This window comes from Haloarcula sp. 1CSR25-25 (assembly GCF_032027985.1).
Lineage (GTDB): Archaea > Halobacteriota > Halobacteria > Halobacteriales > Haloarculaceae > Haloarcula.
In genome coordinates this window covers 128533-144214 of record NZ_JAHYBW010000006.1, presented here as the reverse complement: position 1 = coordinate 144214, position 15682 = coordinate 128533, and the positions used below count along the sequence as shown (strand labels likewise).

Annotated in this window: 18 protein-coding genes and 2 pseudogenes; 15 read left to right on the top strand and 5 right to left on the bottom strand. The window is 66.5% G+C overall.

The window, feature by feature from the left end:
• The first annotated feature begins 87 nt into the window (after positions 1 to 87).
• The 4 genes from KZ498_RS17080 (at position 88) to KZ498_RS17065 (ending at position 3670) form a co-directional block, all read left to right on the top strand.
• Positions 88 to 402: an Htur_1727 family rSAM-partnered candidate RiPP gene (locus KZ498_RS17080; protein ID WP_312620346.1), complete on the top strand. Its 315-nt coding sequence runs from the start codon at positions 88 to 90 to the stop codon at positions 400 to 402.
• Positions 399 to 1634: a TIGR04347 family pseudo-SAM/SPASM protein gene (locus KZ498_RS17075; RefSeq protein ID WP_312620345.1), complete on the top strand. Its 1236-nt coding sequence runs from the start codon at positions 399 to 401 to the stop codon at positions 1632 to 1634. The genes KZ498_RS17080 and KZ498_RS17075 overlap by 4 nt, the downstream gene beginning before the upstream one ends.
• Before the next feature lie 252 nt (positions 1635 to 1886).
• A complete protein-coding gene (locus tag KZ498_RS17070) occupies positions 1887 to 2573 on the top strand; it encodes a PHP domain-containing protein (protein ID WP_312620343.1) in 687 nt (228 codons plus the stop codon).
• Positions 2573 to 3670, top strand: a complete 1098-nt coding sequence (locus tag KZ498_RS17065; protein WP_312620342.1) for an asparagine synthetase B — start codon at positions 2573 to 2575, stop codon at positions 3668 to 3670. The genes KZ498_RS17070 and KZ498_RS17065 overlap by 1 nt, the downstream gene beginning before the upstream one ends.
• Before the next feature lies 1 nt (position 3671).
• On the opposite strand, the gene KZ498_RS17060 is transcribed toward KZ498_RS17065, so the two are convergent.
• The 3 genes from KZ498_RS17060 to KZ498_RS17050 form a co-directional block, all read right to left on the bottom strand.
• Positions 3672 to 4073 carry a universal stress protein gene (locus KZ498_RS17060; RefSeq protein ID WP_312620341.1) on the bottom strand — a complete coding sequence of 134 codons (402 nt, stop codon included), beginning with the start codon at positions 4071 to 4073 and terminating at the stop codon, positions 3672 to 3674.
• Between the two features lie 138 nt (positions 4074 to 4211).
• Positions 4212 to 4688: an NUDIX hydrolase gene (locus KZ498_RS17055; protein ID WP_312620340.1), complete on the bottom strand. Its 477-nt coding sequence runs from the start codon at positions 4686 to 4688 to the stop codon at positions 4212 to 4214.
• Positions 4689 to 4731: 43 nt separating this feature from the next.
• Entirely contained in the window at positions 4732 to 5706 is a 975-nt protein-coding gene (locus tag KZ498_RS17050) for a transcription initiation factor IIB family protein (protein ID WP_004591831.1), read from the bottom strand.
• Positions 5707 to 5927: 221 nt separating this feature from the next.
• On the opposite strand from KZ498_RS17050, the gene gatC reads away from it, so the two are divergent.
• From gatC to KZ498_RS17035, 3 genes are all read left to right on the top strand, one after another.
• Positions 5928 to 6206 (top strand): Asp-tRNA(Asn)/Glu-tRNA(Gln) amidotransferase subunit GatC, encoded by a 279-nt coding sequence (gatC, locus tag KZ498_RS17045; RefSeq protein ID WP_312620334.1) that lies wholly within the window; start codon positions 5928 to 5930, stop codon positions 6204 to 6206.
• Positions 6207 to 7484, top strand: coding sequence for an Asp-tRNA(Asn)/Glu-tRNA(Gln) amidotransferase subunit GatA (gene gatA, locus KZ498_RS17040; RefSeq protein WP_312620333.1), 1278 nt, complete (start codon positions 6207 to 6209; stop codon positions 7482 to 7484).
• 72 nt (positions 7485 to 7556) lie between these two features.
• The gene (locus KZ498_RS17035) at positions 7557 to 7739 is read left to right on the top strand and encodes a hypothetical protein (RefSeq protein WP_312620332.1); all 183 of its coding nucleotides are present in this window, start codon (positions 7557 to 7559) and stop codon (positions 7737 to 7739) included.
• A gap of 21 nt (positions 7740 to 7760) precedes the next feature.
• On the opposite strand, the gene KZ498_RS17030 is transcribed toward KZ498_RS17035, so the two are convergent.
• Positions 7761 to 8864: a glycosyltransferase gene (locus KZ498_RS17030; RefSeq protein WP_312620331.1), complete on the bottom strand. Its 1104-nt coding sequence runs from the start codon at positions 8862 to 8864 to the stop codon at positions 7761 to 7763.
• A 121-nt stretch (positions 8865 to 8985) separates the two neighbouring features.
• On the opposite strand from KZ498_RS17030, the gene KZ498_RS17025 reads away from it, so the two are divergent.
• A complete protein-coding gene (locus KZ498_RS17025; RefSeq protein WP_312620330.1) occupies positions 8986 to 10308 on the top strand; it encodes an MFS transporter in 1323 nt (440 codons plus the stop codon).
• Between the two features lie 19 nt (positions 10309 to 10327).
• Here KZ498_RS17025 and KZ498_RS17020 read toward each other — a convergent pair whose 3' ends face one another.
• On the bottom strand, positions 10328 to 11377 hold the full coding sequence (locus KZ498_RS17020; protein ID WP_312620329.1) for a glycosyltransferase family 4 protein: 1050 nt from the start codon (positions 11375 to 11377) through the stop codon (positions 10328 to 10330).
• Between the two features lie 403 nt (positions 11378 to 11780).
• Here KZ498_RS17020 and KZ498_RS17015 point away from each other — a divergent pair, with 403 nt between their 5' ends.
• The 7 genes and pseudogenes from KZ498_RS17015 to KZ498_RS16985 all read left to right on the top strand — a co-directional run bounded on the left by KZ498_RS17015 (position 11781) and on the right by KZ498_RS16985 (position 15605).
• A complete protein-coding gene (locus tag KZ498_RS17015; RefSeq protein WP_312620327.1) occupies positions 11781 to 12068 on the top strand; it encodes a ribonuclease P protein component 4 in 288 nt (95 codons plus the stop codon).
• Between the two features lie 52 nt (positions 12069 to 12120).
• Positions 12121 to 12369, top strand: a complete 249-nt coding sequence (locus tag KZ498_RS17010; RefSeq protein ID WP_312620326.1) for a YhbY family RNA-binding protein — start codon at positions 12121 to 12123, stop codon at positions 12367 to 12369.
• Positions 12369 to 13247 carry a mechanosensitive ion channel family protein gene (locus KZ498_RS17005; protein ID WP_312620324.1) on the top strand — a complete coding sequence of 293 codons (879 nt, stop codon included), beginning with the start codon at positions 12369 to 12371 and terminating at the stop codon, positions 13245 to 13247. The genes KZ498_RS17010 and KZ498_RS17005 overlap by 1 nt, the downstream gene beginning before the upstream one ends.
• 60 nt (positions 13248 to 13307) lie before the next feature.
• The gene (locus tag KZ498_RS17000; RefSeq protein WP_312620322.1) at positions 13308 to 13994 is read left to right on the top strand and encodes a helix-turn-helix domain-containing protein; all 687 of its coding nucleotides are present in this window, start codon (positions 13308 to 13310) and stop codon (positions 13992 to 13994) included.
• Between the two features lie 94 nt (positions 13995 to 14088).
• Positions 14089 to 14280 (top strand): annotated as a pseudogene (locus KZ498_RS16995) (daunorubicin ABC transporter ATP-binding protein); the annotation flags it as partial.
• 1 nt (position 14281) lies between these two features.
• Positions 14282 to 14587, top strand: a pseudogene (locus KZ498_RS16990) (ABC transporter permease); the annotation flags it as partial.
• 211 nt (positions 14588 to 14798) lie between these two features.
• Positions 14799 to 15605, top strand: coding sequence for an alpha/beta hydrolase (locus KZ498_RS16985; RefSeq protein WP_312620320.1), 807 nt, complete (start codon positions 14799 to 14801; stop codon positions 15603 to 15605).
• Positions 15606 to 15682: the final 77 nt, after the last annotated feature.

Below are 15682 nucleotides of genomic sequence, written 5' to 3'. Positions count from 1 at the left end.
GCATACCGTTATATCGAATTCGGCTGTGGTTCCCAGTAGCTGAGAACGCGCTAGACCCGTTTTTCTTGGGGAGCCTAACAGGGGGGTATGGAAGAGTTCGACCACGAGGTAGACGCCCCGCGCGGCGCAACGAGTCGCGAGTGGGAGGTGTTCGTCCGCGAGGACACGGGGGACCCGCTGACCCACGTCGGAAGCGTCAGCGCGCCATCCGCCGACATCGCCAGAGAGCAGGCAGCGTCGCTGTTCGCGCGGACTGCCGTCACGCTGTGGTTGTGCCCGGCCGACGAGACGCACCGCTACCAGACGGACGAGGCGACGCTCGGAACGGGGAGCACGGGCGAGGACGCCACCATGAGCGTCGACGAGATGGAATCGGAGACGCTCCGGGGTGAGAACCGGTGATCTCGGTCTCGAAGCTGCTCTGTGACCTCGACGCCGAGGGGGACGGCCTCCGGTACGACGCAGCGAACGAGTCGACCAAGCGCCAGATACGCGACGAGAAACAGCGCCGGCCCGTCGTCGTCTGGAACGTCACCAAACAGTGTAACCTCTACTGTGACCACTGCTACGCCGCTGCCGACACCGAAATCGCCGACGGGGAACTCTCGACCACGGAGGGGAAGGCGCTGCTCGAGGACCTTGCCGACTACGGCGCGCCGGTGGTGCTGTTCTCCGGCGGCGAGCCGCTCGTCCGTAACGACCTCGAAGAACTGGTCGCCTACGCGAACGAGGTCGGCGTCCGCCCGGTGCTTTCGACCAACGGGACGCTCATCACCGAGGAGCGCGCCCGGTCGCTGAAAGACGCCGGGCTGAAATACGCCGGCGTCTCCGTCGACGGCCTGCCGGAGCGAAACGACGACTTCCGCGGCGTCGACGGCGCGTTCGAGGGCGCGGTCCAGGGCATCGAGAACTGTCTCGACGCGGGCCTGAAGACCGGACTCCGGTACACTATCACCGAGCGCAACGCCGCGGACCTGGAGGGCGTCGTCGACCTGCTGACCGACGTGGGCGTGGACCGCTTCTGTTTCTACCACCTCGACTACGGCGGCCGCGGGACCGAGATCGTCGACGCCGACCTCTCGCCGGCCGACCGCCGGCAGGCGGTAAAACGGGTCTGTGACATGACTCGCGAGTACCACGACCGCGGCGAGGAGATCGAGACGCTGCTGGTCGGGAACTACGCCGACGCGGCCTACCTCGTCGAGTACGCCCGCGAGCACTTGAGCGACCCACAGGCCCGGCGGGTGTACGAGTATCTGCGGGTCAACGGCGGAGACCCGACCGGCGAGCGTGTCGCCGACGTGGACTACCAGGGCAACGTCCACCTCACGCAGTTCTGGCAGGGGTACTCGCTGGGGAACGTCCGCGACCGCTCCTTTGGCGCCATCTGGGAGGACGAGTCGAACCCGCTTCTGACGGCGCTCCGGAACCGCGAAGACCACCTCAAGGGGAAATGCGCCGACTGCCGCTACGCTGGAATCTGCCGCGGCGCCTCCAGGCTCCGGGCGCTCACCGTCGAAGATGACCTGTTTGCCCCGGACCCGCAGTGTTACCTGGAAGACGCCGAGATTCGCGGGTCGCGGCCGTTCGACACCGGCGAGAACTCGATGGCGGACGGGCGCTCGGCCGACTGAGTCGACAGCGGCCCCCGCCCTATTTTAATCCCCACCAAAGTGAGGGAAACCACTCATTCCCTCGTACCGGTAACTGCCATGTGCGACCGTCGCTTGACGGTCGCGTCGTCGGGAAAACACGCGCTCAGTCTCGTGGGACAGATGGGCGTTCCTTCGGGCATTCGGCCGCCATGGACACGGCGGCCGGTTTGTTCTCTGTGAGCACACGGGCGGACCGGGGCGTTTTTGCCCTGCCACCCGCTATCGGCACCCGTGCAGTCGGTTGAGCTACACGCGCATTCGTCGCTGTCGTACGACGGCCGGGACCCGGTCGAGCTCCTCTTAGAGCAAGCCAGCGCCGTCGGCCTGGACGCGCTGGCCGTGACTGACCACGACGAAATCGACGCCAGCCTCCGGGCGGCCGAACTCGCCCCGGAGTACGGCCTCGTCGGCATTCCCGGGATGGAGGTCACGTGCGCCGCCGGACACGTCCTCGCCCTGGGGATTCAGGAGGCGATTCCGCCCCACCTCCCCTTCGACGAGACGCTCGACCGGATACGCGACCAGGGCGGGCTCGCGGTCGTCCCGCACCCGTTCCAGGAGTCCCGCCACGGCGTCCTCGAACACATCTCGAAGGCGGAACTCGCCACGGCGGACGCCATCGAAGTGTACAACTCGCGGCTGCTGACCGGGCGGTCGAACCGGCAGGCCGAGCGGTTCGCCCGCCGGAACGGGCTGCCGATGACCGCCGGCAGCGACGCCCACATCGCGGAGATGGTCGGACAGGCAGTCACGAACGTCGGCACGGACGAGCGGTCGGCCGACGCGATTCTCGACGCCATCCGCGAGGGCAAGACGACCGTTGAGGGCAAGCGCACGCCGTGGCGGATCAGCTTCCGGCAGGCCGCCGGCGGGGCGAAGCGACGCGTCAAGAACGGCATCGCGGAGCTCCTGCAGTGATGCAGGGGGCCGACAGGGACACCGTCGCCGACGCCCTCACAAGCGGCGACGCGCTTCCGGGCACCGGCGGTTTCGCGGGCGAACTGGACGGAACGCTCGTCCGCGACGTACTCGGGCGGTACCCGCTGTTCGTGGAGCGAGACGGGGTCGAGGTTAGCGGCTCGCTCGCACCGACGGCGTGGAGCCACGACCCGACGACGCTGGCCGACCCGCGGTCGTTCCCCGCCGGGTACGTCCGCGACGACCAGGGGCGCAGACGTCGCTTTACGCTCCCGTCGCCGGAACCGTTCGGGGACCGCGAAACGGCTGTCGAACGGGTCCGTGCCGCCGTCGAGACGAGCGTCGACGCTATCGACACCGATGCCCTCGCAATCGCGTTTTCGGGCGGCGTGGACTCGGCACTGCTTGCGGCCCGGCTCGACGCGCCGCTGTACGTCGCCGGGTTCCCGGACAGTCACGACGTCGAGGCGGCGCGGTCGGCCGCGGACCTGCTGGGAGCCGAGGTCCGCGTTGTCGAACTCACCCACGACGCTATCGAGCGGGCAGTGCCCGAGATCGCCCGCGCGACGAAGCGTGTGAACGCCATGGACGTGCAGATAGCGCTCCCGCTGTATCTCGCTGCCGAACGGGTCGCCGCCGACGGCTTCGACCGGCTGGCGCTCGGCCAGGGGGCCGACGAACTGTTCGGCGGGTACGCGAAAGTCGCCAAGGCGCCCGAGGACCCCCGCGTCGAGGCCGACACCGTCCGCGGGGCCCAGCGAGAGGTCATCGCGTCCCTCCCCGACCAGTTGGAGCGGGACGTGCTCGCCCTGCGGGCCGCGGGGGTCGAGCCGGTGACGCCGCTGTTACACGACCGCGTCGTCGCCGCTGCGCTCCGACTGGACGGCGACCTGCTCGTCGACGGCGAGACGCGGAAGGTCGCGCTCCGGGCGGCGGCCAGGGAGTCGCTCCCCGAAGCCATTGCGACACGTGACAAGAAGGCAGCACAGTACGGCTCGCTCGCCGCCCGGGAACTCGACCGTCTGGCCCGGCAGGCCGGCTACAAGCGCCGGATGGACGACCACGTCACGCAGTACGTCCAGTCGCTCGTGGAGTGAGTCACTTGGCGCTGCCGGTCACGGCGACCGGCCGTTCGGAGTCCAGAATCACGCTCTGGCTGACGCTTCCGAAGACGAGCGCGCCCAGCGGCGAGCGCTTTCTGCCCCCGAGGATTATCATGTCCGCATCGCGCTCTTCGGCGACGTTGACTATCTGGACTTCCGGGTCCCCCTGGCGCGTCTCCGTCTCGATATCGACTCCCGTCTCCTGCAGCGCTTCGACGAGTGCGTTGCCCGCGGGCGTCTGTTCGACCGACGTTTTGTCGGCCGTCTCCTCGTCGTCGAACACCCGCAGGACCGTCGCTGTCACCGAATCCTCGGCGTGGGGGAGCCCCGTCGTCGCACTGGCCTGTGCAATCGCCCGCTCCTCGCTGGCGTCGACCGGGAGTACCACCTGGTACATGCTTTCTACTACACAGAGCATGCGGTTAGTTACCAACTACCTAACAATCGGAACGGTAGCCGTATCCCTCCATGAGCGAACGGCGCTTGGCACGAACCTGCGAGGACAGGTGTTCGACGCCCCGCTGACCTGTTGGCGTCACGCCTCGCAAACCGCTTCGATCGCTCGCTGTCCGATTTCGACTACGTCTGCCGGGAACCGGTCGGCCCGCTCTCGGAGGTCAGCGGCGGTGAACCACTCCCAGTCCCCTTCCGGCTGTTCGCCCGGGCCCGGCGTGATCTCGCGGCTGTGTGCTTGACCGTAGAAGATGAAGTCGATGTGCTGGTGGCCGACCTCGCCCTCGGCGGTGACGTTGATGTCCTCGAGCAGGAAGTGCTGTGGCTGGGGCATCGAACGGACCGTCTCGCTCTCGATGTCCTGCTGGGGTGCGATGAGGTCGACGTCGAGGCCCAGTTCCTCGCGCGTCTCGCGGAGCGCGGCCTCGTGAGGAAGCTCGTCGCGGTCGATGTGGCCGCCGGCGGGCAGCCACATGTCGAGTTTACTGTGTTCGTGGAGTGCGACGCGCCCGTCGCTGACGACGTAGACGGTCGCGACAAAATGCCGAGTGGTCTCCATACCGACGGCAGGGCACAGTCGGTGGTTTAGGTTACGATACCAGTTACGGGTGGATGTTGTCCTCCGCTTCCAGCAGTTCGTGGTAGCGGTTGCGGATGGTGACTTCGGAGATGTTCGCGACCTCGCTGACCTGGCTCTGGGTCACCTTCTCGTTGGTGAGCAGCGAGGCGGCGTACACCGCGGCGGCGGCGAGGCCGACCGGGGACTTGCCTGAGTGGACGCCCTCCTGCTTTGCGTTCTGGAGGAGCTGGCGGGCGCGGCGTTCGACCTCCTCGGAGAGGTCGAGGTCCGACGCGAACCGCGGGACGTAGCTCTCGGGGTCGGCCGGCTGTATCTCCAGGCTGAGTTCGCGGACGACGTAGCGGTAGGTGCGAGCGATCTCGTCTTTCTCGACGCGGGAGACGCCCGCAATCTCGTCGAGCGAGCGCGGCGTCCCGGCCTGGCGCGCGGCGGCGTACAGCGACGCCGTCGAGACGCCTTCGATGGAGCGGCCGGGCAGCAGGTCCTCGTCCAGTGCGCGGCGGTAGATGACGCTGGCCGTCTCGCGGACGTTCTCGGGCAGTCCGAGTGCGGAGGCCATGCGGTCAATCTCTCCGAGGGCCTGCTTGAGATTGCGTTCCTTGGAGTCCCGAGTCCTGAAGCGCTCGTTCCAGGTGCGCAGTCGCTGCATCTTCTCGCGCTGGCGCGATGACAGGGAGTTGCCGTAGGCGTCCTTGTCCTGCCAGCCGATGTTCGTCGACAGGCCCTTGTCGTGCATCATGTTCGTCGTCGGTGCACCGACGCGGGATTTCTCGTCTTTCTCCTTCGAATCGAACGCGCGCCACTCGGGGCCGGGGTCGATTTCGTCCTCCTCGACGACCAGCCCACAGTCTTCACAGACCGTCTCGCCGCGTTCGCTGTCGGAGAGTAGCGCTCCGCTACACTCCGGACAGACGAGTGACTCCGACTCCTCTTCCTCCGTCTGCTCTGTCTCCGTTTCGCGCTCGTTCGAGTATCGGCGGATGCTGGTATCGGTCATTTGTTGGGTGGACAACCGGGTAACGTACCCGAAAAACGTGTTGTACTATACTGTTGTGTCTACGGCGACTTAAAACTTTTGTCCGTTTCGGAAGTCCAATTTTCCGAAGGGGAAACAAGAATTGGCAATTCTTGTGTATTCCGTCCGGTACCTGTTAACCATCCTATAGCTCGCCCCGGTGTTTCGAAACGCTTACCGCGTGTCCAGCACTCCGGCCCGACATGAGCGACCCCGCCGTCGATCCCGAGGAGGTCCGGCACGTCGCCGACCTCGCCCGTGTCGACCTCGCAGACGACGAGATCGAGCGGTTCACCGAGCAGCTGGGCGACATTCTCGACGCGTTCGAAGCGCTCGACGACGTCCCCGAGACAGAACGGGAGGCCGAGCTCTCGAACGTGATGCGCCCCGACGAGACGCGCGCGAGCCTCTCACAGGAGGAGGCGCTCCGGAACGCCAGCGACACCGAAGAGGGGCAGTTCAAAGGGCCGAAGGTGTCGTAGATGACGGCATACAACGGCTATATCTCCGACGAGACCATCGAAGGGGACGACGACGGCCCGCTGTCGGGCAAGACCGTCGCGGTCAAGGACAACATCTCCACCGAGGGCGTCCGGACGACCTGTGGCTCGGCGATGCTTTCCGACTACGTCCCGCCGTACGACGCGACGGTCGTCGAGCGGCTGAAAGACGCCGGCGCGACCATCCCCGGGAAGACGAACATGGACGAGTTCGGGATGGGGACGACCACCGAGACTTCTGCGTTCGGCCCCGTCGAGAACCCCGTGGCCGAGGGTCGCGTGCCGGGCGGCTCCTCCGGTGGCTCGGCCGCTGTCGTCGCCGCCGGCGACGCCGACCTGGCGCTGGGGAGCGACACCGGCGGCTCCATCCGCTGTCCGGCCGCCTTCTGTGGCGTCGTCGGCATCAAGCCCACCTACGGGCTGGTCTCCCGGTACGGCCTCGTGGCCTACGCCAACAGCCTCGAGCAGATCGGCCCCATCGCGCCGAGCGTCGGGGCGGCCGCGGAACTGCTTGACGTCATCGCCGGGCCGGACGAACGCGACGCGACGACCCAGGAAGCGCCGGAGGGAGACGGCTCCTACGCGGCGGCCGCCGACGGCGACGTCGACGGGCTCTCCATCGGCGTTCCGACGGAACTGCTGGACGGGGCCGACGAGGACGTCGTCGAGACGTTCTGGACGGCGCTGGACGACCTCGAAGCAAAGGGGGCGACCTACCACGAGGTCGACCTCCCGAGCGTCGAACACGCCGTCGAGGCGTACTACGTCATCGCCATGTCCGAGGCCTCCTCGAACCTCGCGCGGTTCGACGGCGTCCGCTACGGGCACTCCGGCGGCTACGACGGCAACTGGAACGAGTCCTTCGCCAACGCCCGCGAGGAGGGCTTCGGCGAGGAGGTCAAGCGCCGGATTCTGCTCGGGACCTACGCCCTGTCGGCGGGCTACCACGACAAGTACTACAAGAAGGCCCAGGACGCCCGTGCCTGGGTCAAACAGGACTTCGACGAGGCGCTCGAGGACGCCGACGTGCTCGCCTCGCCCACGATGCCCGTCCCCCCGATGAAACGCGGCGAGAGCCTCGAGGACCCCCTCACGATGTATCTGGCCGACGCCAACACGACCCCGGTGAACCTCGCGAACCTCCCGGCCATCTCCGTCCCGGCCGGCGAAACCGACGACGGGCTGCCGGTCGGGCTTCAGCTGGTCGGACCGGCGTTTGGCGAACGGGAGATCATCCGGGCCGGCAGCGCGCTGGCCTGAGAACGCACGTCGAGACCGCCGCGGTCGCCCGTGAATGGGTACAGTTTACTCGATGGCGACCCGAGAGAGCGTATGAGCGACGACGACGGGCGGCTGAGCTGGCTCCACTGGCCGACGGTCCTGAAAGGACTGGCACTGGGAATCGGGGCCGGCCTGATACTGGCCGTCTCGCTGGGTGATTTCTATCTCGGGATACTGCTGGGAACACTCAACGGACTGGCCTTCGGTGTCGGCTGGTCGCACTCGCGGGCCTGAACCGCGCGAACCGAGCGGTAGCTACAGCACGCTGTCGTATACGTCGACCAGCTTGTCGATCGCGTGCTCGACACTGACCGCGTCCCGACGGGCCAGACAGCGCTCCCGCAGCAGTTCCCGCTCGTCGAGGACGCGCTCGATAGCCCGGCGGAAGCCGTCGATGTCGCCCTCGTCGTATGAGTAGCCGGTTTCGCCGTCCTCGATAGTGTCGCTGAGTGCGCCGGCGTCGACGCCGGCGACGGGCGTGCCACAGCAGTTGGCCTCTAGGGCGACCAGGCCCTGCGTCTCGACGGGACTGGGGAACGCGAACACGTCCAGCGTCGAGTACAGTTCGGGGAGCTCCGCGCGGTCCAGAAAGCCGAGAAAGCGAACGTCGACGTCGCTGTGTTCGGCCGTTGTTTCGAGCGACTCGCGAGCAGGGCCGTCGCCGCCGAACACGACAGTCACGTCCAGCCCCTCGCAGGCGGTGATGATGTCCTCTAAGCACTTCTCGTAGCCGTGGCGGCCGGTGTAGCCGATGACGGGCCCGTCGGGGAGGTCATAGCGGTCCCGGAAGGCGGCCGTGTCGACCGGTTCGAACACGGTCGTGTCGACGCCGTTGGGGACGACCGTCACCCTCGTGTCGAGGTCGATAGACTCCCGGAGGTGGGTCGCCGCGCGCTCGCCCGGCGCGATGACGGTGTCGGCACGGCTCAGAAACCAGCGCTCGTAGCTCTCGGCGCTGGAGCGGACCGCCGACTCGACGGCGCCGTTGAACGAGACGTACTCGGCGTACTCGCTCGTCGGTGTGTGATACGACGCGACAAAGGGTATGTCGAGCTTGCCGGCGAGTCGCTGGCCCGCCATACCGAGGCTGAAGGGGGTGTGGGCGTGGACCACCTCGGCGTCCCGGACCCCCTTCGGTATCTGGGGCATCCCGAGGCGAAACCCCTCGTAGAAGGGGAACGGCAGGCTCCGGACGGGGTACTCGTTCTCGGACGGGTCGTGGTCGCTTTTCGGATAGACCACGTCCATGCGGCCGCCGCGGTCGCGCCAGCGGTCCCGCCACGTCTCGACCGTATAGGTCACCCCATTGACGGTCGGCAGGTACGTGTCGGTAAACGTCGCGACGTGCGGCAGTGCCATCGCCGCGGCGTAGCAGTACCAGGGCTTAAACCGTTGCCATTGGCACGCCACCCGTCAGACGATTGTCATCGCTGTCGGGTGCCAGAGTCCTTTTCAGGGCTCGTCGTAGAGTGTGTGGTAAATGGACCGCGACGGCTGGCTGTACGCCTGGGCGCTCGCATCGGTGGCGCTGGGCGCGGGTTCGCTGCTCGTGCCGCTGTATTTCGTTGCCATCGGCGGTGAGACGTTCATGCTCGGCGTCCTCGCCGGGGTGGCCGCCGCGGCGGGCGCGCCCGGGGCGCTCATCTTCGGACGCGTCGCTGACAGGACCGGGAAGCGCCGCTCGCTCGTTCTCCTCGCGCTGGGACTGGCGGTCCTCGCGCTGGTACTCGTCTCGCTCACGGAGCGGCCGTGGCTGGTCATCGTCGGCAACGGCCTGCTGTGGTTCGCAGCGGGCGCGGTCGCGCCGATACTGACGCTGCTTGTCACTGTCGGAACCGTCGAGCGGGACTGGCCGGCGCGGTTCGCCGTCCTGAACCGCTACCAGGGCTGGGGCTGGGCCGGCGGGTTGGTCCTCGGGCTCGTGTGGACGACGTTGCTCTCGGGACTGCTCGGTGAGATTCCCGCACAGCAGTCGCTGCTGTGGCTGTGTGCGGCCGCCGTCGGACTGTCGGCGTTTCTCGCGGCGAAATGGCTGCCGTCAGACCCCGACGAACTCGCCCGCCCGCGGGCCAGTCGGCTGGCGCGGGCCGTCGCCCGGTCGCGTCGGCTCCCGGTCAGGAGCGCGACGTTCCCGGTCGGTCCGGGCCGGCTGTACTGGCTCACGCGGTCGATACACCCCCGGGAGGTCGCGGCCCGGTTCTCTCCGGCGCTGACTGTCTACTTCGGGGGTGTCGTCGCCTTCTTCGTCGGATTCGGCGTGTTCTGGGGGCCGCTCCCCCTCTATCTCTCGCGGACGCTCGGCTACGGCTCGGGACTGGTCTTCGCGCTGTATCTCGTCTCCAGCGTCGGGTCGGCGCTGTGGTACGACCGCGCTGGCGCGCTCGCCGAGCGATACGACCCGAGCGGGCTCCAGGTCGGGGGCCTGCTCTCACGCGCGGCGCTCCATCCGGCCGTCGCCGTCGTGGGACTCCTGCTGTCCGCGACGCTCGTCGGGATGCTTATCAACGGCGTCGTGTTCGCCCTCATCGGCGTCGCCTGGGCCGTCATCGCCGTCACCGCGGCCAGCGTCGTCACCAAACTCGCGCCGTCGGCGATTCGTGGCGAAGCGCTCGGTATTTACACCGCCGTCTCCGGGCTGGCGAGCGGTCTCGGGTCGATACTCGGCGGCTGGCTCGGCGGGTACGGCTTCCTGCTGGCGTTTACCGTCGCCGGCGCGCTGGTTCTGGTCGGCGCGGCGCTGGTCGCGGTCGTCTGGCGGCGCTCGCCGACGCTCTCCGTCGACAGTGAACCGGTTTCGGCGTAAGGAGCGCCCCGACCGTCGCTCAGGCCAGTTCCTCGTACGTTTCGACGAGCCGCCGGCCGACCCGGTCGAGACTGTGTTCTCTGGCCGTCTCCCTGGCGTTTTCCCCCAGCCGTTCCCGCAGGTCGGGGTTCTCGGCGAGCCGCTTCAGCGCCTCGCGGAACTCGGCCTCGTCCGCACAGATGAGACAGTCGTGGCCGTCCTCGTAGTACTCCCGGAACACCGGGATGTCCGAGAGGACGACGGCCTTCCCACAGGCCATCGCCTCCAGCACGGCGATGCCCTGGTTCTCGGCCTTCGTGGGGAACAGGTACACGTCGCCGGCCCCGAACGCCCCGCGGATGTCCTCGACCCAGCCGGTGAACGTGACGTTTTCCGGCGGGTCGTTCACCCACCGCTTGACGGTCTTCGACGCCTGCGGCCCGGCGTCGTAGGGGCCGAACCACGCGAAGTCGTACGCCGTCTCCTGGGCGAGTTCACAGAACGTCGTCAGCCCCTTGCGCTCGAAGACGTTGCCGACGGCGAAGACGACCATCCCGTCCAGGTCGTACCGATGCCGGTAGTCCTCGCGCATATCCTCGTGGCCCGCCAGCGCGTCGATATCGACGCCGTTCGTCATCGGCCGTATCGGCGCGTCGACCGGGTAGGCTTCGAGGATACCCTTCGTGTACTCGGAGGGGCAGAGAACGAGGTCGGCCTGCGAGTAGAACCACCGCAGGTACCGGCCCAGCGCCGGCGCGACCAGGTTCGACCCGCGGAAGCTGTCCCGGAAGTCCTCGCGGGTGACGTGGGCGTGCAGCACGAGCGGGATATCGGCTTGCGACGCGTGCCGGGCCACGGCGAGGGAGCCCGGGCCGATCATGTTGCAGTGGGCGATGTCGAACTCGCGGAACACCGGGTCGTTGAAGGCGAAATTCCCCCCCAGTGCCCACGCCGGATGGCCCTCCTGCCAGGGCGTCGTCTCCACCTCGATGTCGGTCCCGGACAGCGCCGCCCGCTGGTGGTCCACGGCGGTGCCGATACCCGACCGGTCGAGGCGGTCGGCCAGTTCGAGATAGTTCAGGACGCGCACGTCTCGGGCCACTCCGGCCGGGCCGAAAATCCTACCGACTTCACTTGTGGGGCTGTGATTAGAAGTGTTCACTTACCAAACAAACGTTCAGAACAGCCAGAGAGCCCCCTTTCAGTCCCACCCGTGTCGGCTGGTTTGACAGTTACAGGTGGGACTGAAAGGGGCGAGACGCTGGGCGTTCGAGACGAAGTAAGCACTGGAGCGCACTGAGTGAGCGAAGCGCACAGCGAGTGTGCGGCGCTCCGCGCCGCGACTACTCGAACGGCGAGCGAAGCGAGCCGTGAGAGTCGCAGTAGCCCGGCGTCTCGGGGCTTTCTGGCTGTTCACAAAGTACCCAAACCATGACAGCGCAGTTGCTAGCTCGTCCGGAAGGCATTTTCCCGCCGCCGACCCAGTACCGCCAATGACGGACGAGGCGACCATCGCCCGTGAACGGATCGAGCGCCTCCAGTCGCTCGCTCGCGAGGCCGTCGAGGCCGGCAACGAGGAACGCGCCCGGTCGTACGTCCGTCGCGCTCGCCGCATCGCCGAACGCCACCGCCTGCGCCTGCCGCGGTCCTTCGAGCGGTCGACGTGTGACGCCTGCGATACGTACCTGCTTCACGGACGGAACGCCCGCTCGCGAACGCAGTCCGGCCACGTCGTCATCACGTGCGACTGTGGGGCACAGTCCCGCTACCCGTACGACTGAGCATTCTTTACGACTATTGGTTTTAAGGGGCTGTCCTCGCTAAACGGTGTACATGAGTGAAACTTCTAAGCAGTCGCGGATACACGACCTCGACGCGACGCTCCGCGTCGGTAAACACGGCATCGAGTCCGTGGCGGACGAACTCGACGACCAGCTCGAACATACGGACCTCGTGAAGGTCAAGTTCCTCCGGTCGTCCCGGGGCGGCACAACGGCCGAGGAACTGGCCGACGACCTGGCCGAGATGGTCAACGCTGACGTGATTCAGGTGCGGGGCCATACCGCGGTGTTCGAGAAATGATGCAGGTCCAACCGCTCGCCGACCTGCTCTCTGGCCTGGGCGTGCCGGCGGCCGGCTCCATCGCCTCGGCGGCGGTGTTCGTCGTCGTGTTCGTCCTCGTCTACGTCCTGGGGAAGGCCATCGTGCTACCGATTGTCGACCGCTCGCTCAAGTCCCGGGACCTCGATACCCACGCCCGGCGACCGTTGAAGAAGGTCGTCAGCATCGGTATCGTGTTCGTCGCCATCTCCGTCGCCTTCGGGATGGCCGAGTACGGGAACTTCCTGCAGTCGCTGGCGACCATCGCCGCCGCGGCCACGCTCGCTATCGGCTTCGCGATGCAGGACGTCATCAAGAACTTCGTCGCCGGCGTGTTCATCTACACCGACAAGCCGTTCCGGATCGGCGACTGGATCGAGTGGGACGGCAACTCCGGCGTCGTCGAGGACATCAGCCTCCGTGTTAGCCGCGTCCGAACGTTCGACAACGAGCTACTGACCGTGCCGAACTCGAATCTGACCGACGGCGTCATCAAGAACCCCGTCGCCAAGGAACAGCTCCGACTGAAGTTCCTGTTCGGTATCGGCTACGACGACGACATCGACAGGGCGACCGAGATAATTCTGGAAGAGGCCAGAGACCACCCAGGTATCATGGACGACCCCGAGCCCTCGGTCCGACTGACCGAACTCGGCGACTCCTCGGTCGGGCTGCAGTCCCGTATCTGGATCAAGGACCCGAGCCGCGCCGACTTCGTCAAGACTCGCGGCGAGTACGTCACGTCGGTCAAGGAGCGGTTCGACGCGGAGGACATCAACATCCCGTACCCGAACCGCACCATCGGCGGCGGGCTGGAGATGACCGGACTCGACAGCGTCGTGGAACCGGCCGACGACTGACACTCCCGGTTTCGGCCCGATTTCGTCACTTCCCGGTACAATCCAACAGATACACCACATATGGGGCTCGTCGCTGAATTCGACATCGGCTGTCAGGCGTTACCGCTCGCCGGAGTGGCGGCGAGCGCACCTGACGCGACGCTGGTGCTTGAGATGCAGTACAATCACGGGAACCGACCTCTGTTTCTCGTCACCGTTCAGGACGGCTCGCAGTCGAACGTCGAGGCCGCGCTCAGCGAGGCATACGACGTTGGGGAGTGGACGCTCGTCGGACAGGCCGGCGAAACCCGCCGATACCAGGTGTTCCCGGCACTCAGTCTGGAGGAGCAACTCGGTGAGCATCTCGACGACCTCGCAGGCCTCGAAGCGCTCGCGACGGCCGACGCTATCATCCAGCGGATCGACGTGATTCCAGCGGGGTGGCGACAGACCGGCTGGTTCGCCGACCGGGATGCGTTCAGCAAGTTCTCCTCGTTCTGGCAGCGGAACGCTGACTTCCGGTTACACCGCCTCACTCGAGACGGGGAGTCCGAGCCGCCGGGAGACGGACTTACCGACCGCCAACACGAGGCGCTTCGGATCGCCTACGAACTGGGCTATTTCGCCATCCCCCGACAGGCCTCCCTGGAAGACGTCGCCGCGGAACTGGACATCTCTCCGTCCTCGGTATCCGAACGGCTGCGCCGTGCACAGACCCACCTCATCGAGGAAACCGTGGCGACGACGTGGCCGCCGCTCCCCAACTAAGAGAGAACGACTCCTCCGTAACGGGCGGGAACTTGAGCGCCCGCACGAATTCGAGCATCGCCTACCCGGAACGGTCGCGATGTTTTACCCGCCTATGGCATTGCAACAGGCTGGAGACCACTCAGCGGACGAGACGGATACCTCGAAGGGACAAACTGCTATCGATGCAGCGGATGTCCACGTCACGTACGACGATGGAACCGAAGCCGTCCGGGGCGTCTCACTCGACGTCGAAGACGGCGAGTTCTTCGGGTTCCTCGGTCCCAACGGGGCCGGCAAGACGACCCACCGTAATGATTGCGAACCTCCTGACGTTCCCGCTGCTATTCGTTTCGAGCGCGTTCCTTCCGCTTGACATCCTCCCTGACTGGATTCAGGCAGTCGCAGTCGCCAACCCCATCACGTACGGCGTCGACGGTATCCGGGCGCTCATGCTCGGAGAGGACGTGATGTCGGTCTTCGAGGTGACGGCCTTCACTGGCCTCTGGAACACGGTTGTTCCTGCTATTGCCGTTCTCCTCGGGTTTAACGCCGTTCTGGGCGGTATCGCGGTTCATCTTCTCAGGCGGGCCTCCAGGGCTGAAGTCCAGTGACGGCACGTCTCTCGTGTTTTACTGGGCGTGGCTGAACTGCGGCCGTGTTCTGGAACCCGCGTCGACCTCAACGCGACTGATCGGCGTGCTGTGTCACTGCTGACTACTGCTTCCCGAGGTAACCACGGCCTCGAACCCCCATCTGTGTTAAAAGGCCGAACCACTGAGAGACAGCTATCCACCGCGTCCGCTACAACGACGAAAGGCACCAATGCAGACAGTTACATCGGCAGACGGGACCAGCATCGCATTCGAAAAGCACGGAGAAGGGCCGCCTCTCGTTCTCCTTCACGGCGGGTCTTCCCCCAAGTACTGGGAGCCGATAGTTCCGCGCTTCGCCCAAGACTACACGGTCATCGTGCCGCACCGACGCGGCGTTGGAGAAAGCGGCGACTCTGCGGAGTACGGCCTCGACCGTGGAGTCGAAGACGTTCGTGCCGTCATCGATGCGGTTTCGGGCACCCCAGTGCTGTTCGGGCATTCTTTCGGCGGTCTGCTGGCGATCGAGACCGCACGAACCACTCCGGTACAGACGGTCGTCGCGTATGAGCCAGCCGTCCTGGTCGGCGACTATCGAGCGGAGGCCGACCTCGCCGCACAGATGCAGGCGCGAATCGATGATGGACGGCGACGCGAGGCGATGCGGTTCTACGTCAGCGAGGTCATGCACGGTGGCGAAATCGATGACCTCGATGGCTGGCTCGCCGAGTGGCCGCCATGGCCCGATATCGTCGCACTGACCGAGAACGTCGCACGAATCAACCGTGCTATCGAACAGTACCACCTCCCGGACACACTTGACGTCGACGCGCCTGTACTTTTGCTGACCGGGACTGCGGGACCACCCCACCTCCGGGACAGCATCCGTGCCGTGGATGCGGCCCTCCCAGACAGTCGGGTCGTCGAGTTCGACGGCGTCGGTCACGGTGGTCCGACGGAAGCCCCCAGTCGCGTCATAGCTACGGTTCGCGATTTCATCGACGGGGAGAAGACGCGGGTTCCGGAGAGCAGCACCTAACTCCCTTGCAGTTCCGGATTCGTTCGGCTCTGTTGGACCCTTCCAACGGATACGAACGAGGTGCCGAGTACCCAGCG

Excerpts from the sequence above, each read along its gene's own strand:
- KZ498_RS17080 (WP_312620346.1), top strand. The coding sequence starts at position 88 with ATGGAAGAGTTCGACCACGAGGTAGACGCCCCGCGCGGCGCAACGAGT.
- KZ498_RS17065 (WP_312620342.1), top strand. The coding sequence starts at position 2,573 with ATGCAGGGGGCCGACAGGGACACCGTCGCCGACGCCCTCACAAGCGGC.
- KZ498_RS17060 (WP_312620341.1), bottom strand. The coding sequence starts at position 4,073 with ATGTACCAGGTGGTACTCCCGGTCGACGCCAGCGAGGAGCGGGCGATT.
- KZ498_RS17055 (WP_312620340.1), bottom strand. The coding sequence starts at position 4,688 with ATGGAGACCACTCGGCATTTTGTCGCGACCGTCTACGTCGTCAGCGAC.
- KZ498_RS17050 (WP_004591831.1), bottom strand. The coding sequence starts at position 5,706 with ATGACCGATACCAGCATCCGCCGATACTCGAACGAGCGCGAAACGGAG.
- gatC (WP_312620334.1), top strand. The coding sequence starts at position 5,928 with ATGAGCGACCCCGCCGTCGATCCCGAGGAGGTCCGGCACGTCGCCGAC.
- gatA (WP_312620333.1), top strand. The coding sequence starts at position 6,207 with ATGACGGCATACAACGGCTATATCTCCGACGAGACCATCGAAGGGGAC.
- KZ498_RS17035 (WP_312620332.1), top strand. The coding sequence starts at position 7,557 with ATGAGCGACGACGACGGGCGGCTGAGCTGGCTCCACTGGCCGACGGTC.
- KZ498_RS17030 (WP_312620331.1), bottom strand. The coding sequence starts at position 8,864 with ATGGCACTGCCGCACGTCGCGACGTTTACCGACACGTACCTGCCGACC.
- KZ498_RS17025 (WP_312620330.1), top strand. The coding sequence starts at position 8,986 with ATGGACCGCGACGGCTGGCTGTACGCCTGGGCGCTCGCATCGGTGGCG.
- KZ498_RS17015 (WP_312620327.1), top strand. The coding sequence starts at position 11,781 with ATGACGGACGAGGCGACCATCGCCCGTGAACGGATCGAGCGCCTCCAG.
- KZ498_RS17010 (WP_312620326.1), top strand. The coding sequence starts at position 12,121 with ATGAGTGAAACTTCTAAGCAGTCGCGGATACACGACCTCGACGCGACG.
- KZ498_RS17005 (WP_312620324.1), top strand. The coding sequence starts at position 12,369 with ATGCAGGTCCAACCGCTCGCCGACCTGCTCTCTGGCCTGGGCGTGCCG.
- KZ498_RS17000 (WP_312620322.1), top strand. The coding sequence starts at position 13,308 with ATGGGGCTCGTCGCTGAATTCGACATCGGCTGTCAGGCGTTACCGCTC.
- KZ498_RS16985 (WP_312620320.1), top strand. The coding sequence starts at position 14,799 with ATGCAGACAGTTACATCGGCAGACGGGACCAGCATCGCATTCGAAAAG.